Below are 19,732 nucleotides of genomic sequence, written 5' to 3' on the forward strand. Positions count from 1 at the left end.
GGCAGGGGCGGGGCCTGCCCGGCAAACGCCGCCAGCGTTAGTCCCGCTTGGCCGGCGCTCACTCCACGCGGCGGCCCCGCCGCCAGGCGTGGGCCAGCTCCTCGGCCAGCAGGCCCAGGCTGTCATCCAGGGGCTCGGTGGAACGATCAGGATCGTCGGCCGAGAACCGCTCAAAGCCGCCGGTCGGGGACGCGTCGTCGGCGGGCGTGAACGTGGGGAGGTCGCGATGCCGAGCGGCGGCTAGTCGTCCCGCGAGCAGATCGTAGCGAGAAAAGGCCGCGTCAATGGACCGCGCGGTCGTGGCCGCCGGCCGTGGATGGCCCGGCAGCGAGCGGCCCGGCAGCGAGCGATAGACGGCAGACGAGGGGACGTCGCCAAACGCAAGGATCTGGGTCGTAGCCGAAGAGGCGGCAACGAGGCCGGCCTCGGGCGGGTCCAACGCGCCGGGCAATTTCGGGGTGGCGATACTCAACTGGGGCGCCGGCGCCGCGTGCTGGGCGCTTGGCTCGGGCGTCATGGCGGCCAGCGCGGCTAGCGCGCTGAACTGGTCGCGCCACACGGTGTAGTCGGCCGAGTCAACCACGCCGTCGCCGTTGCCGTCCGCGGCCAGTTGCGTCGTCGACCCAAAGCTTTGCGACCACACCACGTAGTCGGCCTGGTCCACCTGCCCGCTGGAATCGTAGTCGCCAAGAACCGTGGCGACGAAGTCGGCCGCCGTCAATGCGGACCAGGTTTGGCTGGCGGGAACGTAGGCGCGCGCCTTCACGGTGGTCGTGGCCGCTATCGCGACCGCGCCCTGATAGGTCTGCGCCGATGGGCTGATCGCCCCGCCGATTTGTCGCGGGTCGCTGCCGTCGGTGGTGTAGTAGATCGCGAGCCCCGGCGCGGAGATGCTCAATAGTTGCCCCGCCGGGATCTCGCCGCCGTACGGGCTGAAGGCCGGCGCCCTGATCGTGGGATAGAGGTCGTCGCCGATGAGCTGGTTCAAGACCGTGCCCGTGCGAGTCAGGAAGTAGCCCCGCTGCGGGTCGAGCAGCGTGCTGAGCTCGCCCAGCCAGTCGTTTCGGTTGAACGCGGGCTCCCGCTTCGAGTCGCCCCACCGGGCCGCCTCGGCCACGATGGCGGGGTCCACTTCGTCTACGCGGGACTGCATCCGGGCCATACTCGGCCCCGCGGTCATCGGTCCGTCGTCGAAGAAGTAGTTTCGAATGCGGTCACCGAACGCCACCCGGTACTCTTTGCTCGCCAGCAGGTCCTGGTGAAGGTACTGCGGGTTGAAGTGATCGTAGTTGTCTTGGTTCCCTTGATTGAACGGGCCGGTGCGATCGATGCTGTCCGTGTTGTTGGCGCCCAGCGAGTGCTCGGCGTCGTGCATAAAGAACTGGAATCCCTGGTCGGGGTTTTCGCGGCTTCGGATGCCGAACCAGTTGTTGGACCTGTTGTCGCCGAAGAACCGAGAGATCCCGTTGTCGTACGCGCCGGTGTAAAAAATAATGGCCATGTAGTCGATCAGGTTGTCCAGATCGAGCAGCACGGGCAGGGCGGGGTTGCGGCTGCCGTCGGGGTTGAGCCCCTGCATCGTGAAGTAGTTGTTGGCGTTGGCGACCGGGTTGTCCGCCAGGTCTTGGGCGTAGTCGAACAACGCCCGCCAGGCTAGATCGTTGCCGTCGGCAACCTCGGTGATGCGGGTCACGCTGGGGTCGGCCTTTACGACGTCGTAGTCGTCCTCATCGCCGCCCAGGTACGATTCTCCGTAGTACTTCTCGATCCGCTCCTGGGTCATGAAAATGCCCCAGTAGACGCCGTTCACGTACAGGTGGTGATAGCGGCTGCGTGTGTAGGGCTGGCCCAGGTCTGCTTGCAGGTCTCGCGAGAACACGTCGCGTACAAACGTGTTCTGGCTGTTCCCCTGGTACGACCACGAGTAGTTCTGCGCCGTACGGAAATCGAGCACGTCGAACTTGTCGACCCCCTCGTCGCCAAAGAGCGGGTACTCGAGCTTCGACTCGCCGTACTCGCTGCGGAAATAGAACCGGAACGCGTGCTTCGGGTTGTTGTCCGTTCGGCTGGCGCCGCCGCGGATCCGCAACCCGGCGTCTATCTGGAAACCCGCCTCGCTGCCGTCGGGGTAGATGATCTCCAACGAGGCGGGCCGCTCCCAGTCGCGGCCGCGGTTGGTCGCGTTGACGATGATCCCGGTCTGGCTGTCGAACAGATTCTCTAGATCGGTGGTGATCGACACGGTCGACAGCGACTTGAGCGAGTCGATCACGGCCTGATTGCCGTACAGCGCCAGGATCTCTGGATCCATCCCGTAGTCGATGTCTTGGCCGTTCACGTTGGACGACGGCCAGCCCGGACCGGGCGCCTGTCCCGAAGGTTGCTGCTGGATGACATCGTTGACGAAGATATACGTCCGCGTCTGCGTGGCGGACGGCTCGAAGTCGGGGAAGAAGGCCGCGGCGCGTATCACCCGCGTCGATGAGACGCTAATCGGCGACTGGTAGAGCACGCCGTTGGTGACGTTGAGATTGCCGTTAACGGCCGGCGTCGAGCCGTCGGTCGTGTAGACGATCGTGGCCCCCGGCGTGCCGCTGACAATCGACAGGAACTGGGTCGACTCGTAGAAGCCGCTGGCGAGGTCGAACTCCGGCTCCTGGGCGAAGCCCAAGATGCTGTTGTTAGAGTTGCCGTAGCCGGGCGTTGGTTGGGCGAAATACCCCACCGCCTCGGGGTTGGTGATGTTCGACCGCCGCGAAACCAGCCGCGGCTCGATGAGCATGTCGCTGCTGTCTTCCTGGTTCAGCGCATGGATGGCCAGCACGTTGACCCCGGTCGTCAGGTGCGGGATGGCCGCATCGACGTTGAACGCCGCGAACTGCTCCGCAAGTCCGTCGTTGTGACTCGCGGAGGCGGCCGAGGCGTAGTTCAGGGTTTCGGGTTCATTGGCCGAGGCGATCTTGACGCCGTTCAGGTACGCCACGAATCCGTCGTCGTACCGCATCTCAAGGCTGAGCGAACCGATGTCGGTCAACGAGTTGAGCGTGAACGGGACCCGCAGGTACAGGCTGGTGGTGCCCGACGGGATGGAGGTGGCGATCTCGTCGGTAAAGTTCGTGTTGTTGCCCGGGTTGTTCTCGTACCCGTAGCCCGTGGGCCCCGCGAGGGGCCACGCGGCGTCGTTGAAGCCGGGCGACGTCCAGGAGACGCCCAGCGCGCCATTGGAGGGGACCAACCCCCGCGCGTTCGCTCCGTCCGCCAGCACCACGGAGGTCGGACCGGCAGGCTGCATCTCGCGGCCGTAGGAGACGTCGGTCACCTGCGGCGGAAACTCCGGCGAGAATTGGTCGATGATCGTAGAGCCGTCCGTATCGACCAGCGCCAGGTACTCGCCATCGGCGCCCAACTTGAAATCGGTGTGCAGCTCGTCGCCGGCCAAGACCGTGTCTTTGCCGGAAGCAAACACCACAAGGAAGGCGCCCGCGTCCAGTTGATGCCCGGACGGGAAGGACCAGCGGTTCAGGTCGCTGGGGTCGTCCGTCAGATGGAGGCCCGTGAGGTCAACGGGCTGGGCGCCAGAATTATAGATCTCGATCCAGTCGGAATCGTCGCCGTCGGCGTCGTTCAGCCCGCCGTCGTTGCTGGCCAGGAACTCGGTGATGCGTAGCATCGACGCATCCAGCGCCAACCGCGGTTCCAAACGTTGGATCGAGCCGCGGAAGCTGGTGTCGGATCTCTTTCGTCGCACGCGCCACGTCTCCCATCTTGGTGCTTACCGAACGGTGACCGCACGTGTGCGGGAAAAGGTGGGGTCTCCGCCAAACTGCTTGGCCGGGGTTTCCCCTGCGGCTAAACCCAGAACAGGCTCAGACTCGCGAATCTACCGATTGTATCAATGCCGCTCCCCTTATGTCTATCGCGAGCAAGACTTTTTGACGCGGCTTCGGGTGGCCGAATAGGCCGCGGTTCGTGGCCGGCAGGGGAGCCCTCGCTACGCCGCCCCGCGGCCTTGGCTGGGCAGGCCAGAGCGGTCCCGGCAAAATGCCCGCACTTTTTTCGGGGCCAACCGGCTTCTCGCGGGGTCCGTCCCAACCGCGCCGGCGGTCCTAATCCTTGGGTCGCACGAACCGTAGCAGATAGTTCTCCTCAAAGGAGTCCACCTCAATCTCGTCCTTGAACTCAAACCCAGCGTCGACGATCTCACTGCGGAAGACCCCCTTGCCGGCGCGTACGTGGCCCAGCACGAACTCGCTTGACTTGCCGGGGATGCGTTCGAAATCAATGAGCACCAGGCGTCCCCCCGGCTTGAGCGAACGGTAGATCGAGGCCAGCGAGCGCTGCGGGCTTTCGAAGTGGTGGTAGGTGTCGCAGATGAACACAAGGTCGACCGATTCGGGGGGCAGGCATACCGAGTCGTCGGCGCCCAGCACCGTGGTCACGTTGCGAAGCCCCGCGGCCAACGCCCGCTCGTCGATGTGCTCCAAGAACTTCGGGGCGATATCAACGCTGTACACGCGGCCGCTGGGGCCCGCGGCCTTTGCGAAGAGCTGGCTGTAGAAGCCCGTCCCCGCGCCGACGTCCGCGACCCGCTCTCCGGGCCGGACGTCGCAGGCAGCCAACACCTCGCGACGCGCCGAGAAGACCTCGCGGCTTTCTACCTCGAACCGTCCGATCCAGTCGTCTACGTTGAGGTCGGGGTCCTTGAAGGTGGCGTTGATCCCTTTGGGGATCGCAACGGCCGGCTGCTGGGCGCTGACGCCAGCGCCCAGAAGGAGCATCAGGCAGGCCAGCAGCGTCTGGGTCGGTCGGCTCATGGGTGGGTGACGCGTGAGGGTGTTGGTTTCAGAACGCGAGGGTCGAGTTCGCTTTGTGTTAAACGAGCTTATAGGGGGCTCGGTTCTGGGAGAAGCCACGCAGAGCGAAGAAGAGCGATGTCTGCCATCAGGTGTGCATCTGCAGCCGGCTTACCGCGGCGTGGCGTGGCGGGCGAACAGGGCCTCCAACGCGTCGACGCTTACCGGCTTGACTAGATGGTCGTCGAACCCGGCGTCGATGGTCATCTGGCGGTCTTCTTCCAGCCCGCAGCCGGTGACAGCGACGAGCGTCATCGAGGCGCCCCACGTCTGCGAGCGGATCTGCCTGGCTGCTTCGCAGCCCCCCATCCGCGGCATCAGCAGGTCCATCAGCACGATGTCTGGGCAGAACTCGGCCGCCGACTGCACCGCTGCTACGCCATCGCCCACCGAGCGGACCTCGTTGCCCATGCGTTCGATTAGCCGCGTGAGCATAAACGCTGCGGCGCGGTTGTCGTCGACCACCAGGACGCGGAGCTGAGGCGTCGGCGTCGCGGGCGTCGCTGCGGCTGGCTCGGCCGCGGCCGGCTCGGCCGTGGTGACGGCCGGAATGCGTACGCGAAACTCGGTCCCCTTGCCCTGGCCCTCGCTGGTGACCTCGATGACGCCGCCGTGAAGCTCTACCAACTGCTTCGAGAGCGTGAGTCCGACGCCGAGCCCCGCGTATTCTTGCTCGTGGTGCTCGATGCGGGTGAACATCTCGAAGATCCGCTCGAGGTCCTCGGCCGGGATGCCCAGGCCCGTGTCGCGCACGGTGAACAGCACGTCCTGCGCTTCAACGCGGGCGGAGAGCCAGATGTGCCCTCCCTGTGGCGTGTACTTGGCGGCGTTGTTGAGCAGGTTGGTGAGGACCTGCGACAGACGGTTTGGGTCGACGTCGAGCACCACCTCTTCGGGCGGCAGATCGACGCCCAGCTCGTGCCCGAAGCCGTCGATGAACGGCCGCGCGGCTTCCACGGCCGCCTGGACGAGGCCGCTGAGACGGCTGGGGCGCCGCCGCAAGCGAAACAGGCCGCGGGTGACCCGCGACACGTCCAGCAGGTCGTCTACCAGCGACACGAGTTGCTCGGTCTGCCGCTCGACGACGGGCAGCACCTCGTCGAGGGTCGCCGGTTCGTACTTTCGCGAACGCATCAGCTCGAGCCCCGTCCGGATGGGCGCCAACGGGTTGCGTAGCTCGTGGGCGAGGGTCGCCAAGAACTCGTTCTTGCGGCGGTCGGCCGCCCGCAACACCTCCAAGGCGCAGCGGCGCTCGGTGTCGTCGCGGAACACCAGCACGACGCCCGTAATGGCGCCGTCCTCGCCACGGATGGGCGCCCCCGAGTCGTCGATGGGCGCCTCGCGGCCGTCCGCGCCGATCAGCACGGTGCTGTTGGCGAGGCCGACCACGGTCCCCTCCCGCAGCACCTTGGCGACCGGGTTCTCGACCGGGTGGCGGGTGTGTTCGTTGACGATGCGGAAGACCTCCTCCAAGGGCCGCCCCTTCGCGTTGGCGAGGTCCCAGCCGGTGAGCGAGGCCGCGACCGCGTTCATAAACGAGACCGCACCGTCGGCGTCGGTGACGATGACCGCATCGCCGATGCTGCTCAGGGTGACCTGCCACTGGGCGCGTTGCTGCCGCTCGGCCTCCCGGGCGCGGTGGGCCTCCGCGGTGGCGGCCTCGGCCGCGGCGCGGGCCGCTTCTTCTTGCAGGAGCTTGCGAGCGTTCTCCTCCGACTGAAGCCGTTCGGTGAGGTCGCGGGTGACCTTGCAGAAGCCGCACAACGCGCCCGACTCGTCCCGCAGCGCGGTGATAACGACGTTGGCCCAGAACCGCGAGCCGTCTTTTCGGACACGCCAACCCTCGTCCTCGATGCGTCCGGCGGCTTGGGCGCGGCGGAGTTCTTCGCCGGGCCAATCGCGCTGACGGGCCTCCTCCGGGTAGAAGCGAGAGAAGTGTTCGCCGATGATCTCGTGTGCGGCGTAGCCCTTGATCCGCGCGGCGCCGCTGTTCCACGTGGTGATCAGGCCGTCCGGATCGAGCATGAAGATGGCGTAGTCCTGCACGCTCTCGATCATCAGGCGGAGCCGTTCCTCACTGATCCGCAGCTCTTCTTCTGCCTGTCGGCGGTCGGTGAGGTCGCGGGTGATCTTGAGGAACCCGTGCGGGCCCTGCCCGTCCTGCAGGGCGGTGATGACCACGTTGGCCCAGAAGCGCGTGCCGTCCTTGCGGACGCGCCAGCCCTCGTCCTCAAAGCGGCCCGTTTCGGCCGCCACCGCGAGCTCGTGGGCGGGCCAATCGGCGGAGATGGATTCCTGAGGATAGAAGCGAGAGAAGTGCTGGCCGATGATCTCGTCGGCGCGGTAGCCCTTGATCCGTTCGGCGCCGGCGTTCCACGTGACGACCGTTCCCTCTCGGTCGAGCAGGAAGATCGCGTAGTCGCGAACGCCGGCCACAAGCTGGGTGAGCTGGTCCTCGCTGCGGCGCAGTTGGTTCTCGGCGCGGTCCTGCCCCGCCTGCGCCGCGTGGAGCGACCGCGTCGTCGACGCGGTCGGCCCGCTGCGACCAAGGATCCTTTTCCAAAACGCAGGCATGTCCTCTCCGGCTCAAGGCTGTCGACCGCTCCCGTCGTCCATTCGGGCTGAGCCATTATGGCAGATCCAAGCACCGCTGTCCCAGGCAGCGGAGCGGCTGGTGGGCTCCCGGCTGCCAACTCGGCCGAGCGCCGACCGCAACCGCTCGGCGACCATGCAGCCAATCATGCCGGGCAGGCCGATATCGAGCATGATTAGCGTGGGGCGGAACTCCGCTGTCAGCCGCAGCGCCTCGGGTCCGCTGTGCGCAACGGCCGCCTCGTGGCCCTGCGCCCAAAACATCTTGCCGAGTGTCTTCGCGGCGTCGACCCCGCGGATCGGGCCCGCAGGTGCTGATTCAGGAGCACGGCGTCGGGCGTCTGTTCCGGGAGAGGCACGTTCGATTCTGTACGCAGCGGTGGGAGTCGCGTAGGGTGGTGCGGATCAGCTTCCTGTCGCCAATCGCCAGGTTGCGTTTTTCGATCCGCACGAGTGGCGACGTTCTCAGAACACGCGCCGTGCGGAACCCGCCTCCTGAGAGGTGAGCGGTTGCACTACTGATCGCGGTAATGACTCCGGACCACCCTCCCGCCCAACGCCCGTGCAAGCCGCCGCCCAGCCCGCGATTCTACGCCATGCAGCTACGGACGCTCGTCGTATCGAGACTCGCGCTCTTGTCCGCCTCCCTATCGGCGGCTGCCGCTGTGGCGGCGGCCGAACACCGCAGCGTGCTGCTGATCTGCGTCGACGATCTCCGGCCTGAGCTGCGGTGCTACGGCGCCCAGCACATGCTGACGCCGAACATCGACCGCCTCTCGGATAGCGGGGTGACGTTCGACCGCTGCTACGTGCAGGTCGCCGTGTGCAACCCGTCGCGGGCGAGCACCTGGACCGGGTTGCGCCCCGACCGGTTGAACGTCTACACGCTGCGGACGCACTTCCGCGAGACCGTGCCAGACGCCGTGACGTTGCCGCAGCACCTGCGGGCGCACGGCTACACGTGCGAGAGCCTCGGGAAGATCTTTCACAACCCGTGGCCCGACCCCCGTTCGTGGGATAGGCCGCACGCGTGGGGGAAGGGGAGCTACACCAACTACACGCCGGAGCAGGAAGAGTTCCGCCGCGGCGTGGAGCGGGGCCTCCCCGACGACGCGTGGCAGAAGGGCAACCTGCGCGGCGTCATCACCAATGCCCCCGATATCGCGGACGAAGACCACCGCGACGGGGCGATGACCCTGCTGGCGATCGATTGTCTGCGGGTCCACAAAGAAGCCGGCGAGCCGTTCCTGCTTGCCGTGGGCTTCACGCTGCCCCACCTCCCCTGGGCGCCCCCCAAGTCGTGGTGGGATCGGTACGATCGCGACGCGCTCCCGCTGCCGGAGAACCCCACTCCGCCCGAAGGGGCGCCGGAGGTAGCCGTGGGCACAAGCTACGAGTTGTCGCACTACGCCGACATGGTTGAGATGCCGACTCCCTACTCAGGAACCCTGTCCGAATCGCAGACGCGGCGGCTGCGCCACGCGTATTTTGCGTCTGTCTCGTTTATCGACGCGCAGGTCGGCAAGCTGTTGGACACGCTCGACGAACTAGGCATGGCGGACGATACCATTGTGGTCTTGTGGAGTGACCACGGGTACAAGCTCGGCGAGCACAACGGGTGGAGCAAGATGACCAACTACGAGATCGACACGCGCATCCCCATGATCATCCGCGACCCGCACGCTGAGGCGAACGGCCAGCGGTGCGGACGCCTGGTCGAGTCTCTCGACCTCTACCCGACTCTCTGCGAGCTCACCGGCGTTCCGACGCCCGCCGACCTCGACGGTCGCAGCGCCGCGCCGCTGCTCGACGACTGCGGGGCGACGCATCTCGACGCCGCGTTCAGCCAGTTCGTCCGGGGTGCACGGATCGGCAATGCGATGCGGACCGATCGATGGCGCTACGTAGAGTGGCGGCGGCTGGACGACGCCGGTCTTGAATCCCGCGAGCTCTACGATCAACAGAACGATCCGCAAGAAAACAAGAACGTCGTCGAAGAGCACCCCGACGTGGCGGACCGATTGGCGATTCGTATGCAACAGACGCTTGTCCCGGGCCCGGTCGACTTGAAAGCGACGATGCATTCGGACACGGGGGGCCGCCGCGCCGCGATACGCTGGAGGAACCGGCGCCAAGGCGAGGTCCGAGTCACGTGGGTGAACCCAATGGGGCAGCGTATGCAAGCGATCGATCTAGAGGCGGGCGAACAGCGCGACTACAACACGTTCGTTGGGGGCCTCTTCGCGGTCGAAAGCCTAGACGGCCGCTACCACGAGTATGTGCGTGTGGGGGAGGACGACGCCGAGATCGAGCTCGGCGGTGATGGCGCGGACACTCCGTCGGCGTCGCATCGGCGACCCGTCGTCGATGGCAGTTCACAAGACAAGAGGAAGCAAAAGACAGAGACGGATGGTGATTGACCACGGAATGCACGGATGACCGCGGACAAGGAACGAACGGAAGTGGGCTGCCCAGCTTGTAACGCTTGACGGAGCCCACCGCAATCGCGCACTGCATTACCTATCCGTGCTTTCCGTGGTTCTTTTCGTAGGCTTGCGTCCGTCTCCGCGCGTTCGGCGCCTCTCTGGTTCCCCCGGTGGCTATAATTGTGGGGTAGGTCAGCCGGCCTGCGCGGCGTCGGCTATCGCACGCGTCCCAAGAGCTAACAACCGGAACGAAAGGATGAGTCAGCGAGCGTTGGTTTTGACGGTGCTCCTCTACTGTATGGCGCTCGGCGTTCCCTGGACGGCATGGGGGGGGACGCGTGTTGAGCAAGATCTGAACGCAGGCTGGCGGTTCCGCCTAGGCGACTTCCCCGCCGCCAAGGCGCCGGGCTTTGACGATGGACAGTGGCGGACGCTCGACGTGCCGCACGACTGGGCGTTCGAGGCCGGCTACGCCGAGGACAACCCGCAGGGGGCTTCGGGGGGCTACGGCGCGGGGGGGATCGGTTGGTATCGGCGCGACTTCGACCTGCCCGTAGCCTGGCGAGGCCGCCGGGTGCGACTCGAGTTTGACGCGGTCTACATGAACAGCGAGGTCTGGATCAACGGCCAGCCGCTCGGCAAGCGGCCGTACGGCTATATCAGCTTCGGCTACGACCTGACGCCCTACCTCAGGCCGGGCCGCAACGTCGTGGCGGTGCGGGTCGACAACTCACTGGAGCCCAGCGCCCGCTGGTACCACGGATGCGGCATCTACGCGCCGGTCCGATTGGTCGTGACCGACGAGGTGCGTGTAGCGCCCAGCGGCGTGCATATCACGACCCCCAGCATCAGCGGCAAGCTGGCCAAGGTGCATGTTGCGACGGAAATCTCCAATGCGTCGGACGCGGCGTCGCGGTGCGAGCTTGTCACCACGCTGCTGGACCCCAACGGCGAAGTGGTCGCCACGCAGCGGGATCGAGTCGCGCTCGCGCAGGGCACGACCACAATCGAGCAAGCCTTGAATGTCCCGAAGCCGCAGCGTTGGGATGTCGATTCCCCTGCGCTCTACACCGCGCGGAGCGAGGTGGTCCTAGAGGGCGATGACGGCGACAGCGTCGAGACACGCTTCGGCATCCGCGAGATCGACTGGAAGCCCGACACCGGCTTCTGGCTGAACGGCCGGAACGTAAAACTCAAGGGGGTGTGCGAGCACCTGGAAGGGGGCCCGGTCGGCGCCGCCTGGCCGGACGAGCTGATCCGCTGGAAACTCGAACTGCTCAAGAGTATGGGCTGCAACGCCATCCGCACGTCGCACAACCCGCAGGTGCCGCGGTTCTACGACCTGTGCGACGAGCTGGGGCTGCTGGTGATGGACGAGGCCTTCGACGGCTGGGGGCGGAAGGCGACGCACGACTACGGCGCCCAGGCGTTCGACGCGTGGTGGGAGCGAGACCTGCGCGACTTCTTGAGACGCGACCGAAACCACCCGTCGATCATTATCTGGAGCATGGGCAACGAAACGCGTGGCAGCGTGGCTGCCGACCTGGTGCGGGTGTGTCATGAGATGGACCCGACGCGCCCGGTCACTTCCGGGCACTCCGGCTCGGAGTTCATGGACGTCTACGGCGTCAACGGCGCCAGCGAGCGGCAAGACTTCTTCACGAAGAAGCGGCCCAACAAAGCGTTCATCGCCACCGAATGCCCCCACACCTGGCAGGTCCGCGATTTCTACCGTTCACAGACCTGGTACCGCGACGGTTACACCACGTCGGGCAAGGGCGCCTTCCCGATCCCCGACCTCACGCCGACCGAAATATTTAGCTACGAAGGCCTCTCGCCCGAGGAGCGAACCAACCGCAAGCAGCACTTCAATTCGTCGTACGACAACGCCACGGTTCGGATCACTGCGCGGCAGAGTTGGCAGCTCACACGCGACCTGCGGTGGTTCACCGGCAGCTTCCGTTGGACCGGCTTCGACTACCCGGGCGAAGCCGGCTACGTGCACGGCGGCTGGCCCTTCCGCGCGTTCATGGGGGGCCCCTTGGACATGGCGGGTTTCCCCAAGGACCTCTACTACTTCTACCAATCGCAGTGGACCGACACGCCGATGGTGCACCTGTTGCCGCACTGGACGCACCCCAAGATGAAACCGGGGACCAAGATCCCCGTGTGGGCGTACTCGAACGCCGAAGAAGTAGAGCTGCTGGTCAACGGCGAGTCGCTCGGCCGCCAACGGCCGGGGCGAGAGTGGGACAAGATGCAGTGCGAATGGATGGTCCCGTGGCGCCCCGGGACGATCGAAGCGGTTGCGTACCGCAACGGCAAAGAAGTCGCCCGCACCGCGCGCCGCACCGCCGGCGTGCCGACGCAGCTACGGATCGAATCCGACACGACCGACCTTGCCGCGGACGGCAAAGACGTTGCTGTGCTTACCGTCGCCTTGGCGGACGAAGCAGGAACGCGGAACCCGTACGGCGAGAACCGCGTGTCGTTCTACGTCGAGGGCCCAGCGCGGCTGCTGTCGATCGAGAGCGGCAGCCCGATTGACGTCGATCCGAACTGGAACGCCATCGATCGGCGGGCGTTCTTCGGATTGAACCGGGCCTTCTTGCAATCGACGGGCGAAGGGGAGGGGGACGTTTCGGTGCTCGTGGCGGCCATCCTGGGCGAACCGGGCCAGCCCACCAGCGATCAAGTCGACATCGATTGCCGCCGCGTCGCGCTACGCGGCAACGCGAAGGCCGACGATTGGCAGATCCACTACACGCTCGACGGATCGCGGCCGACGCTGCAAAGCCCTGCGTACGCGCGGCCCTTCGCGGTGCAGCTCGGCACGACGGTCAGGGCGGCCGTATTTGTCGAGGGCGAGCGGCTGTTCGACATGCAGCAGCGGTTCGCCAAGGACGAGGGCCTGTACTGGGGCGACCCCGAGGCGAAGCCATCGTCCGGCGGCGACCAGGCAGAAGACGCCACGCTCGTCGGCGCCGAGAAGCGTAGCTCGGGCGCCGGCTTTAACGGCGCGGGGTACGCCGACTTCGCCGGCGGCGAGGGCCATGTCGAGTGGTATCAAGAAAACGACGGCGACGGCGGGCCGGTGCAACTCGTCTTCCGCTACGCGGTGCAAGACCCTCAGGGGGGCCGCACGATGGCCCTGTATGTTAACGGCGAGAAAGTCAAAGACATTCGATTTAAGAACACCGGCGACTGGAACAAACACTGGCAGACGCTGACGGTAGACGCCCGCCTGGCCCGCGGCGCCAACCGCATCCGTCTGGCGACCACCGGCGAAGGGGGCGTGAACGTGGACGAGCTGCGGGTGGAGTCGCCGTAGGGCGGCGCGTCCGGTTCATCCTTTACGGCGCTTCCGGGGCACAGCAGCGGCTGCTCGCCCGTGGCTGGGGAGGATCGATGTTTGTTGTACCCGCGGCGGCTATCCGGGTCCGGACTGCCCACGCTTGATGCGGCAAAGCCGCTGGAACGCGCCGTACGCGCGGTCGAAGTCGTCCAGGGGGAACCGCTCCAAGATGTGCGCCGCGTCGAGGTAGCTGGCGCCGTAGCGGCGGCAATAATCGGCCACCGCCGCCTCGGTGAATCGCACCCGCCGGCCCGTGAGGTAGCGGGAGATCTTGGCGGCGTCGCGGTCGGTCTGGAAGAAGCGGCAGCGCCAGGCGAGGCGGAACGGCGTGTACCACGCCAGCGGCAGGTGCGACGCGACCGCCACCGTGTGTCCCAGCCGCAGCAATCGGGCGACCCCCTTGAGTTCTGCCGGCCGATGCACCTCCTCCACGAGCACGAAGCGGCGCGAGCCGTCCAGCGCCGCGGGGGTAGGGTGGGGACCGAGCACGGTGCTGGGCATCCCGCGGAACCGCGGGTGCTCGCGCTCGAGGAACCGCATCGCGGTCGACTTTCCGCTGCCGCTCACGCCGGCGAAGACCAGCAGCCGCACGCCGTGCAGCGTCGAGGCGCGCAGGCCGAGGAAGTCGTCGAACGGCTCGTTGTCGGACAGGGTGCTCACGACGCGGCCGTTGCTTCGGCTCCGGCGGTGTAGAACTCGTCCACGGCCAGCCCCGTGGTTTCGGCCACCAGTTCGTGGTCGACGAACGTGTCGTGCAGCAACTGCACCTCCCAATGCACGTAGAGGCCGTGTGTGTCGGAGACAGCGTTCGGCGGGTAGAGGACGTCGAACATCGGCGCGAAACAAAACTCGTCGCACAAGTATTGCTCGACCGGAGTCTGCTTGCGAATCAACGCGATCCGCTTGTGAAACAGCACCAGAGCGCGGGACGGTTCGCTGAAGGACACGGTCCGCTCGTTCGACCCGCTCCCCCGCTTGTACTCCCCCTTCTCCAGGTTGCACGCCACCACGCGTACGACGACGTTCCGCAGGTCGACGTGCGCGCGGCCCCGCACCAGCTCGTTCATCCTGACCACCGTCGCTCGCGAGATCCGGCCGGGGCGACGGGCGAACTCAAACCTCATGTACTTGCGGAGCTGATTCCGCATCGCGAACCACACGGCCGCGCCCGCGCCGCCGCTGAGCATCAGCGAGTTGACCAGTGGGGACTGCGCGTCGCCATCGCTGTCGCGGTGGCTGTAGAAGTAGGCCTGGCCATCGGGCGCCATCTGGTCGTGCCAGCCGACCAGTGTGTTCACGGCCATGATCACCAGCGCGACCAGACCCAGCCCGAGGGTGTTGATCTTGTTGGGCAGCGGGATCGCCGCAAAGTTGCGCGCCAAGCAGAAGCAGTCCTTGGGATCGACAATCGACTTGGCGTCGTCGTCTACGGCGGGCCGACGCAGCAGCTCGTGCGCCAACGCGCCCTGCAGCGCGGTGTCCCACAACACGCCGTCGTCTACCTTCACCCGGCCGTGCAGGCGGACATCGATCATCTTCCCTTGGTACGTAAAGCAGTCGCGGAACGCCTCCGTGGGGATCGCGAGCTCCGTGACGCGCTGCCGCAGCACGACCTTCTGCCGGTACAGCACCTTCTCATCGTTGACGGCCCGTTTGTCGTGTACGGCTACCTCCGCAAGGATACAGAACTCCGCGGAGTGACCGGAGTGCTTGCTCAGGTCGGCCTCGATCGTGGCGAGCACCATGCCGGGCCGGGTGCGGGTGTCGAGCGTCAGCCGCACGCCCTTCTTGGCGTCGGACCAGACGCCGGTTGCCGGGTTGAAGGGTGTGTCGCTCACGTGCGCGCCTAGCAGTGCCGAGTGGCAGTACAGTTCGGGTCTGAGCTTCCCCCGATCCCTGTCCGGGCCGCGATGAGAGGATCGGGAGGGCTAGATTCTACTCCCCCGAGCGGACGACGCAGAGGGGTCGGCCGAGGCGCCGCCTGACTGGGGCCCGGCACGCAGCGCGGCCGGCCCCGGCTGCGCGCGTGCTGCGGCCTTATCCGGCCAAAGGGGTCTCCCTGGCAGAACCCGCCGATACTCAAGGCAGGCTTCATCCGGCCTCGCCGTGGACGGACCCGTCCTACACCCCGCCGGGGGCGGGCATGTGCTTGGCGATGTAGGCGGGCTCCCCCATCCGCTCGAGCAAGTCGAGCTGCAATTCCAGCCAGCTCATGTGCTGCTCTTCCTCCAAGGCGACCCGCTCAAAGAGCTGCCGCGTGCCGATGTCTCCGTCGGTCGCAGCCTCTATGGACGCTCTTGTGTAGAACTCGATGGCGTCCTTCTCGTCGGCAAGATCGGACGCGAACATCTCCTTCAGCGATCGGGCCTGGAGCGGGGTCTTCGCCAGTTTGAGCTGGGGCTCGCCGTTGAAGAACAAGATGCGAACCATGAACGCCTCAGAGTGGCCAAGCTCTTCTTGGAGCTCGACTCGCATCTGCGTCGCCAACAGACTCAGGCCCCAGTCGTCAAGAACACCGGCGTGCAACTGGTACTGATGGGTAGCGGTCAACTCCATCGCGAGAGCCGTCTGAAGGTTCTCGATCGTGCGTGCGTTGGTCATCGTGTGTCCCTGAAAGGGTTGCAACGGTTCTAGTGCTTCGTCCGCTACGGTCGCGGTGCGGCGCCGGTTTCCGACTCGGGGTCGCCCGCGGGCAGGATCGATTCGCCTGCACGCGAAGGGAGGTGGGGGATCGCAATCTCGGGGAACGGACCCTCAAGCGATCCGAGGAAGGCCACCAGGTCGGCAACCTGAGCGTCGTCCAGGTCCTCGCCCAACTGCACGGCCCCCATCAAACGCACCGTTTCTTCCAGCGTGGCCGCCGAGCCGTTGTGAAGGTAGGGCGCCGTGAGGGTGATGTTGCGGAGGGTCGGCGTCTTGAACCGGTAGCGGTCCGCTTCGTCGCCGGTCGCCAGCTCGCGGCCGCGGTCTTCGGTAAGGCGGTGCCGCTGGACGAATAGGTCGTCGGCCATCGTCGGAAACTCATTGAACTCGCCGCCAAACAGCGGGGCGGCGTGGCACGACGCGCAGCCGACCTGTTCGAAGTGCTGCATGCCGCGGGCCTCTTGTTGGGTGAGCGCCGAGGTCTCGCCGGCGGCGTAGCGGTCGTAGCGGCTGCCGGGCGTGATCAGCGTCCGTTCAAACGCGGCGATGGCTTTGGTCGTGTTCTCGATCGAGACGGGGTCGTCTCCGCCGAAGGTCTTCCGGAACGCTTCGACGTAGCCGGGGACCAAGCGCAGTCGCGACACGACGAGGTCGTGGGAGGACATCCCCATCTCGGGCGAAGCCAGCATCGGCCCGCCGGCCTGCTCTTCGAGCGTCACGGCGCGGCCGTCCCAGAACTGCGTAGGCATGAAGGCGGCGTTCCAGACGGTCGGCGAGTTGCGGGTCCCGGTCCGGCCGAGGACCCCCATCGAGGTCGTTCGCCCGTCGTCTCCTCCCTCCATCACGTTGTGGCAAGAGTTGCAAGACACCGTCCCGGTAAGGGAAATCCTTGGTTCGAAGAAGAGCTGCTTGCCGAGCTCCGTGAGGTCGTTGGACGCCGGCACTTCTCCGGGTGGCTCGGCGGATGCCGGCAGCGCCGACCAGCCGTCGGGGAGCTGGCTGGGTGGGGCGTTGGGGGCCGCGGGCGCTCCCGCGGCCGACGAGGCGCGCTTCGTTAGTCCGGTAAAATCACCGAAGCTCATATACAGCTTGGCAAACGGCGGCTTGATGCCCACCGCGGCGGCCAGCACCTGCGCGGCGTCGCCCCCCCGCAGCGCTTGATTAAGCCGAGAGATCGCTTCCCGGTTGGCGCGAATCAAGGATTCGAGCTGCTGCAATTGCTCGTCCCGAGGGCCTGCGCCCTCGACGTGGAAGTTGGTTTGTTCGACACGCGCCCAGACCGACGCCGCAGCAGCCGCTTGTTGGCGGAGGCGTTCGAACGCGGCCGCGTCGAGACGGCTGGCGTCCGCGTCCTTGGCCGGTTTGACGATCGCCTCCATCACGGCGTGATAGTCGCTGAGCACGTCGAGCGGGTAGTCGACGTCCGATGCTCTGCGGCGGGCGGCAAGCTGTTCCCGCAGCGGTTCGAGGGTCGCGTGGGCCTTGAGGAGTTCTCCGGCCTGCGCCAGTCGGATAGACTCAGAGACCACCTGTTCGGCGCCGTCGAAGAGACTCGGGCGATCGCCGCTCGTAGCTTCGACGGGTCCTTCCCTCATCGCCACGAGCCACTCGCGGAGCCGCGTCAGGGCCTCGAGGCTCGGCTTCTGAAGCCCCTGGTTCGTTAGGGCCAAGGCGGGGATGTAGACCCGATCAAACTCGGCGGACTGCTTGAGCAGCCGCTGCTTCGCCTGCGGCTGGGTTTCGGTCCGTGGCGTTGGCTTGCTTTCTCGGATAGCGCCGGAGGTCGGATGAGACAATTGGGCCTCCGCAAAGCCTCTCGCGACAAAACCCGACACCACCTTGGCGTGCTCCTGGATCAGGGCGATCGTCTCCGGGTCGGTGGAGGTTTCGGTCGCCTCGATCCCTCCTGGGATCTCGGCGATCTCAAGGTCTACCAGGTCCGCTTTCTCGAACAGCGCCGCCATGAGCGGGTCCCAACGCCTCACCGGCCTCCCCTGTTCCATCCGCCGGTGCATCGCCGCGACATGGGTACGGATCTGGGCGGCGACTTCGGCGTCGGCCGAGGTAGTCTGCGTCCGAACGCCATCGGGCAACTCGGTGACGCTCCGCTCGATCGAGCCGTGGTTGAGGAGCAAGAAGTGGAAGCCGGCTTGGTCGGCCGCCATCGAGGCGTCGCGCCCCATCCCGCGCCCCATGACACCCCCTGGCGGCCCACCGCGGGCGGGCCCCTGGGCGGGCGCCGTCATCGGCAGAGCAAACGCCATTAGCACCGCGGGCCAGACCTTGAGGCGACGTTGATTCTTAGAGACTCGCATTTCAAGCCCGTCCTTTTGGCATGCCGTGCCAGTAGAGCGTCGGCGGGGCGAATTCTTTCTGCTTCAGCAAGCTGAAACGCTCCTGCGACTGGTCAAAGAGGGAGGTTACTCGGGGTTTGTTGTCGTAGTCGAACTCGGCCAGCCGGAGGCTGTCGCAGCCCGCGACAACCTGCCCGGCGGCGCGGCCACGGACTTCGGCCGCAACACGCCGGCCGCTCATTCGCGACCCCGCGGCAGCGGGGGGAGCTGCTCAAGGGCTGCACAACGATGTGGCTCTCTTCTGCGGTCGTGTCCACATGTCACGATGTTACGACATGTCGGGGCAAAAAAACACGCGTCACTTTGACGCACCGGCTTGAGCGCGGTCCCCGCTGCAGTCGAGTGGCGGTGGCGGGCTCGCCGCGCCGGCTCGCTCGCGGCCCGGTGAACCCGGGTCGGATGGGTTGGTGGAGCTCTTGCGGGTGTCGCTGAGCTCTTGCCTACTGCCTGTGTCAACGTCTCCGAAGGGCCAGGACGGCGCGGGGCCGGGGCCGCCGCCGCGGCGAATTGATCGGCTCGCTGCCGCACCCCGGTTGTGGAGGTCGCGCTACTCGGTTGGCCCGTCCGCATCTGCTGCCGCGGGTCTGGTCGTGGTTTCCGTGATGACCGTCCCGCGGCGAGCAAAGGAGAGCCCCTGCTGCGCCTTGGTGTCGATCATCACCGATTCGATAATCGGCTGCGACACCGGCAGCTCGGAATACCATTCGACAAGAAAGTTGGCCCCGCTGCCGCCGGAGGCGTCGTCGCGGGCGACGACCACCTCGGTCGTCCCCAGGGCCGGCAAGCGGACCGGCGTGTCGAGATACGACTCGACCTGTTCACCCTTCGTGTTGAAGTAGCGGACCGACTTGACGATGATCTCGCTATTCAAGCTGGTGTTCCGCACACTCAGTGTGATCGTCAGCAAGTACGGATCGCCGTCGCCGTGGTAGATATGCGAGTAGGCCGGCACGTAGACAACTTGGCCCTGCACCGGATTGGCGGCCAGGTGGTTTGAGTCGCCTCGCCCCGGCTCGTCCGGCAGCAGTTCGTTGGGCGTGCTGGGCCTCAGCGTCTGCTCAAACGCGTCGAGCCGGCGTTCTAGGTAGTAGGCGTAGACTCCAAGCACCACCAAGAACGCCAGCAGGCATACGATTGCGGCGCCCCAATTGCTTCGCCGCGCGGCCGCACCCTCGGGTTTATCTTGCCGCTTGGGCATCGGACTGCTCCGCATACTTGAGGACGACTCGCCTAAAACAGCACGGCGACCTTGCTGGCACGCCGAGCATCATCGTACCAGCATCATCGTACCAGCATCATCGACGCTTGCCGTGGGTGGCCTTGCTGGAGCGTACCGGCCTCAAGGTCAGGTCACTCACTTCGAGGCCGAAATCCAAGAACCGGGTCAGCGGTAGGCGCCGGCCATAATGTCGTCACTACGTTCTGCGCCAACCTTAGATCGGACCGCTCGGGCGTAGGCGCGCGGGCCCTCTAGTGCCGTTTGACGACACGGAAGGGGTCAAGCCACGG

General features: G+C 66.2%; 12 protein-coding genes. 2 read left to right on the plus strand and 10 right to left on the minus strand.

Going from position 1 to position 19,732, the window contains the following annotated elements; all coding sequences use genetic code 11:
- Positions 1 to 58: 58 nt before the first annotated feature.
- The 4 genes from Pla175_RS15080 to Pla175_RS15095 all read right to left on the minus strand — a co-directional run bounded on the left by Pla175_RS15080 (position 59) and on the right by Pla175_RS15095 (position 7,709).
- On the minus strand, positions 59 to 3,748 hold the full coding sequence (locus tag Pla175_RS15080) for a chitobiase/beta-hexosaminidase C-terminal domain-containing protein (RefSeq protein ID WP_145286639.1): 3,690 nt from the start codon (positions 3,746 to 3,748) through the stop codon (positions 59 to 61).
- A 358-nt stretch (positions 3,749 to 4,106) separates the two neighbouring features.
- The gene (locus Pla175_RS15085) at positions 4,107 to 4,814 is read right to left on the minus strand and encodes a class I SAM-dependent methyltransferase (protein WP_197526866.1); all 708 of its coding nucleotides are present in this window, start codon (positions 4,812 to 4,814) and stop codon (positions 4,107 to 4,109) included.
- 150 nt (positions 4,815 to 4,964) lie between these two features.
- Entirely contained in the window at positions 4,965 to 7,427 is a 2,463-nt protein-coding gene (locus tag Pla175_RS15090) for a hybrid sensor histidine kinase/response regulator (RefSeq protein WP_145286642.1), read from the minus strand.
- Between the two features lie 12 nt (positions 7,428 to 7,439).
- Positions 7,440 to 7,709: a response regulator gene (locus Pla175_RS15095; RefSeq protein ID WP_145286645.1), complete on the minus strand. Its 270-nt coding sequence runs from the start codon at positions 7,707 to 7,709 to the stop codon at positions 7,440 to 7,442.
- Positions 7,710 to 8,080: 371 nt separating this feature from the next.
- Here Pla175_RS15095 and Pla175_RS15100 point away from each other — a divergent pair, with 371 nt between their 5' ends.
- Positions 8,081 to 9,865 (plus strand): sulfatase-like hydrolase/transferase, encoded by a 1,785-nt coding sequence (locus tag Pla175_RS15100; protein WP_197526867.1) that lies wholly within the window; start codon positions 8,081 to 8,083, stop codon positions 9,863 to 9,865.
- Between the two features lie 289 nt (positions 9,866 to 10,154).
- Positions 10,155 to 13,202 (plus strand): glycoside hydrolase family 2 TIM barrel-domain containing protein, encoded by a 3,048-nt coding sequence (locus Pla175_RS15105; protein WP_231954522.1) that lies wholly within the window; start codon positions 10,155 to 10,157, stop codon positions 13,200 to 13,202.
- 99 nt (positions 13,203 to 13,301) lie between these two features.
- Here Pla175_RS15105 and Pla175_RS15110 read toward each other — a convergent pair whose 3' ends face one another.
- The 6 genes from Pla175_RS15110 to Pla175_RS15135 all read right to left on the minus strand — a co-directional run bounded on the left by Pla175_RS15110 (position 13,302) and on the right by Pla175_RS15135 (position 19,421).
- Positions 13,302 to 13,886, minus strand: a complete 585-nt coding sequence (locus Pla175_RS15110) for a helix-turn-helix domain-containing protein (protein WP_145286653.1) — start codon at positions 13,884 to 13,886, stop codon at positions 13,302 to 13,304.
- Positions 13,883 to 15,064, minus strand: a complete 1,182-nt coding sequence (locus tag Pla175_RS15115) for a hypothetical protein (RefSeq protein WP_145286657.1) — start codon at positions 15,062 to 15,064, stop codon at positions 13,883 to 13,885. The genes Pla175_RS15110 and Pla175_RS15115 overlap by 4 nt, the downstream gene beginning before the upstream one ends.
- Before the next feature lie 283 nt (positions 15,065 to 15,347).
- Positions 15,348 to 15,827: a bacterioferritin gene (locus tag Pla175_RS15120; protein ID WP_145286660.1), complete on the minus strand. Its 480-nt coding sequence runs from the start codon at positions 15,825 to 15,827 to the stop codon at positions 15,348 to 15,350.
- Positions 15,828 to 15,871: 44 nt separating this feature from the next.
- Positions 15,872 to 18,184 carry a cytochrome-c peroxidase gene (locus Pla175_RS15125; RefSeq protein WP_145286665.1) on the minus strand — a complete coding sequence of 771 codons (2,313 nt, stop codon included), beginning with the start codon at positions 18,182 to 18,184 and terminating at the stop codon, positions 15,872 to 15,874.
- Position 18,185: 1 nt separating this feature from the next.
- Positions 18,186 to 18,404 carry a hypothetical protein gene (locus Pla175_RS15130; protein ID WP_145286668.1) on the minus strand — a complete coding sequence of 73 codons (219 nt, stop codon included), beginning with the start codon at positions 18,402 to 18,404 and terminating at the stop codon, positions 18,186 to 18,188.
- A 366-nt stretch (positions 18,405 to 18,770) separates the two neighbouring features.
- The gene (locus Pla175_RS15135) at positions 18,771 to 19,421 is read right to left on the minus strand and encodes a DUF3124 domain-containing protein (RefSeq protein ID WP_145286672.1); all 651 of its coding nucleotides are present in this window, start codon (positions 19,419 to 19,421) and stop codon (positions 18,771 to 18,773) included.
- Positions 19,422 to 19,732 lie beyond the last annotated feature (311 nt).

This window comes from Pirellulimonas nuda, assembly GCF_007750855.1.
GTDB lineage: Bacteria > Planctomycetota > Planctomycetia > Pirellulales > Lacipirellulaceae > Pirellulimonas > Pirellulimonas nuda.

Excerpts from the sequence above, each read along its gene's own strand:
- Pla175_RS15085 (WP_197526866.1), bottom strand. The coding sequence starts at position 4,814 with ATGAGCCGACCGACCCAGACGCTGCTGGCCTGCCTGATGCTCCTTCTG.
- Pla175_RS15090 (WP_145286642.1), bottom strand. The coding sequence starts at position 7,427 with ATGCCTGCGTTTTGGAAAAGGATCCTTGGTCGCAGCGGGCCGACCGCG.
- Pla175_RS15095 (WP_145286645.1), bottom strand. The coding sequence starts at position 7,709 with ATGTTTTGGGCGCAGGGCCACGAGGCGGCCGTTGCGCACAGCGGACCC.
- Pla175_RS15120 (WP_145286660.1), bottom strand. The coding sequence starts at position 15,827 with ATGACCAACGCACGCACGATCGAGAACCTTCAGACGGCTCTCGCGATG.
- Pla175_RS15125 (WP_145286665.1), bottom strand. The coding sequence starts at position 18,184 with ATGCGAGTCTCTAAGAATCAACGTCGCCTCAAGGTCTGGCCCGCGGTG.
- Pla175_RS15130 (WP_145286668.1), bottom strand. The coding sequence starts at position 18,404 with ATGAGCGGCCGGCGTGTTGCGGCCGAAGTCCGTGGCCGCGCCGCCGGG.
- Pla175_RS15135 (WP_145286672.1), bottom strand. The coding sequence starts at position 19,421 with ATGCCCAAGCGGCAAGATAAACCCGAGGGTGCGGCCGCGCGGCGAAGC.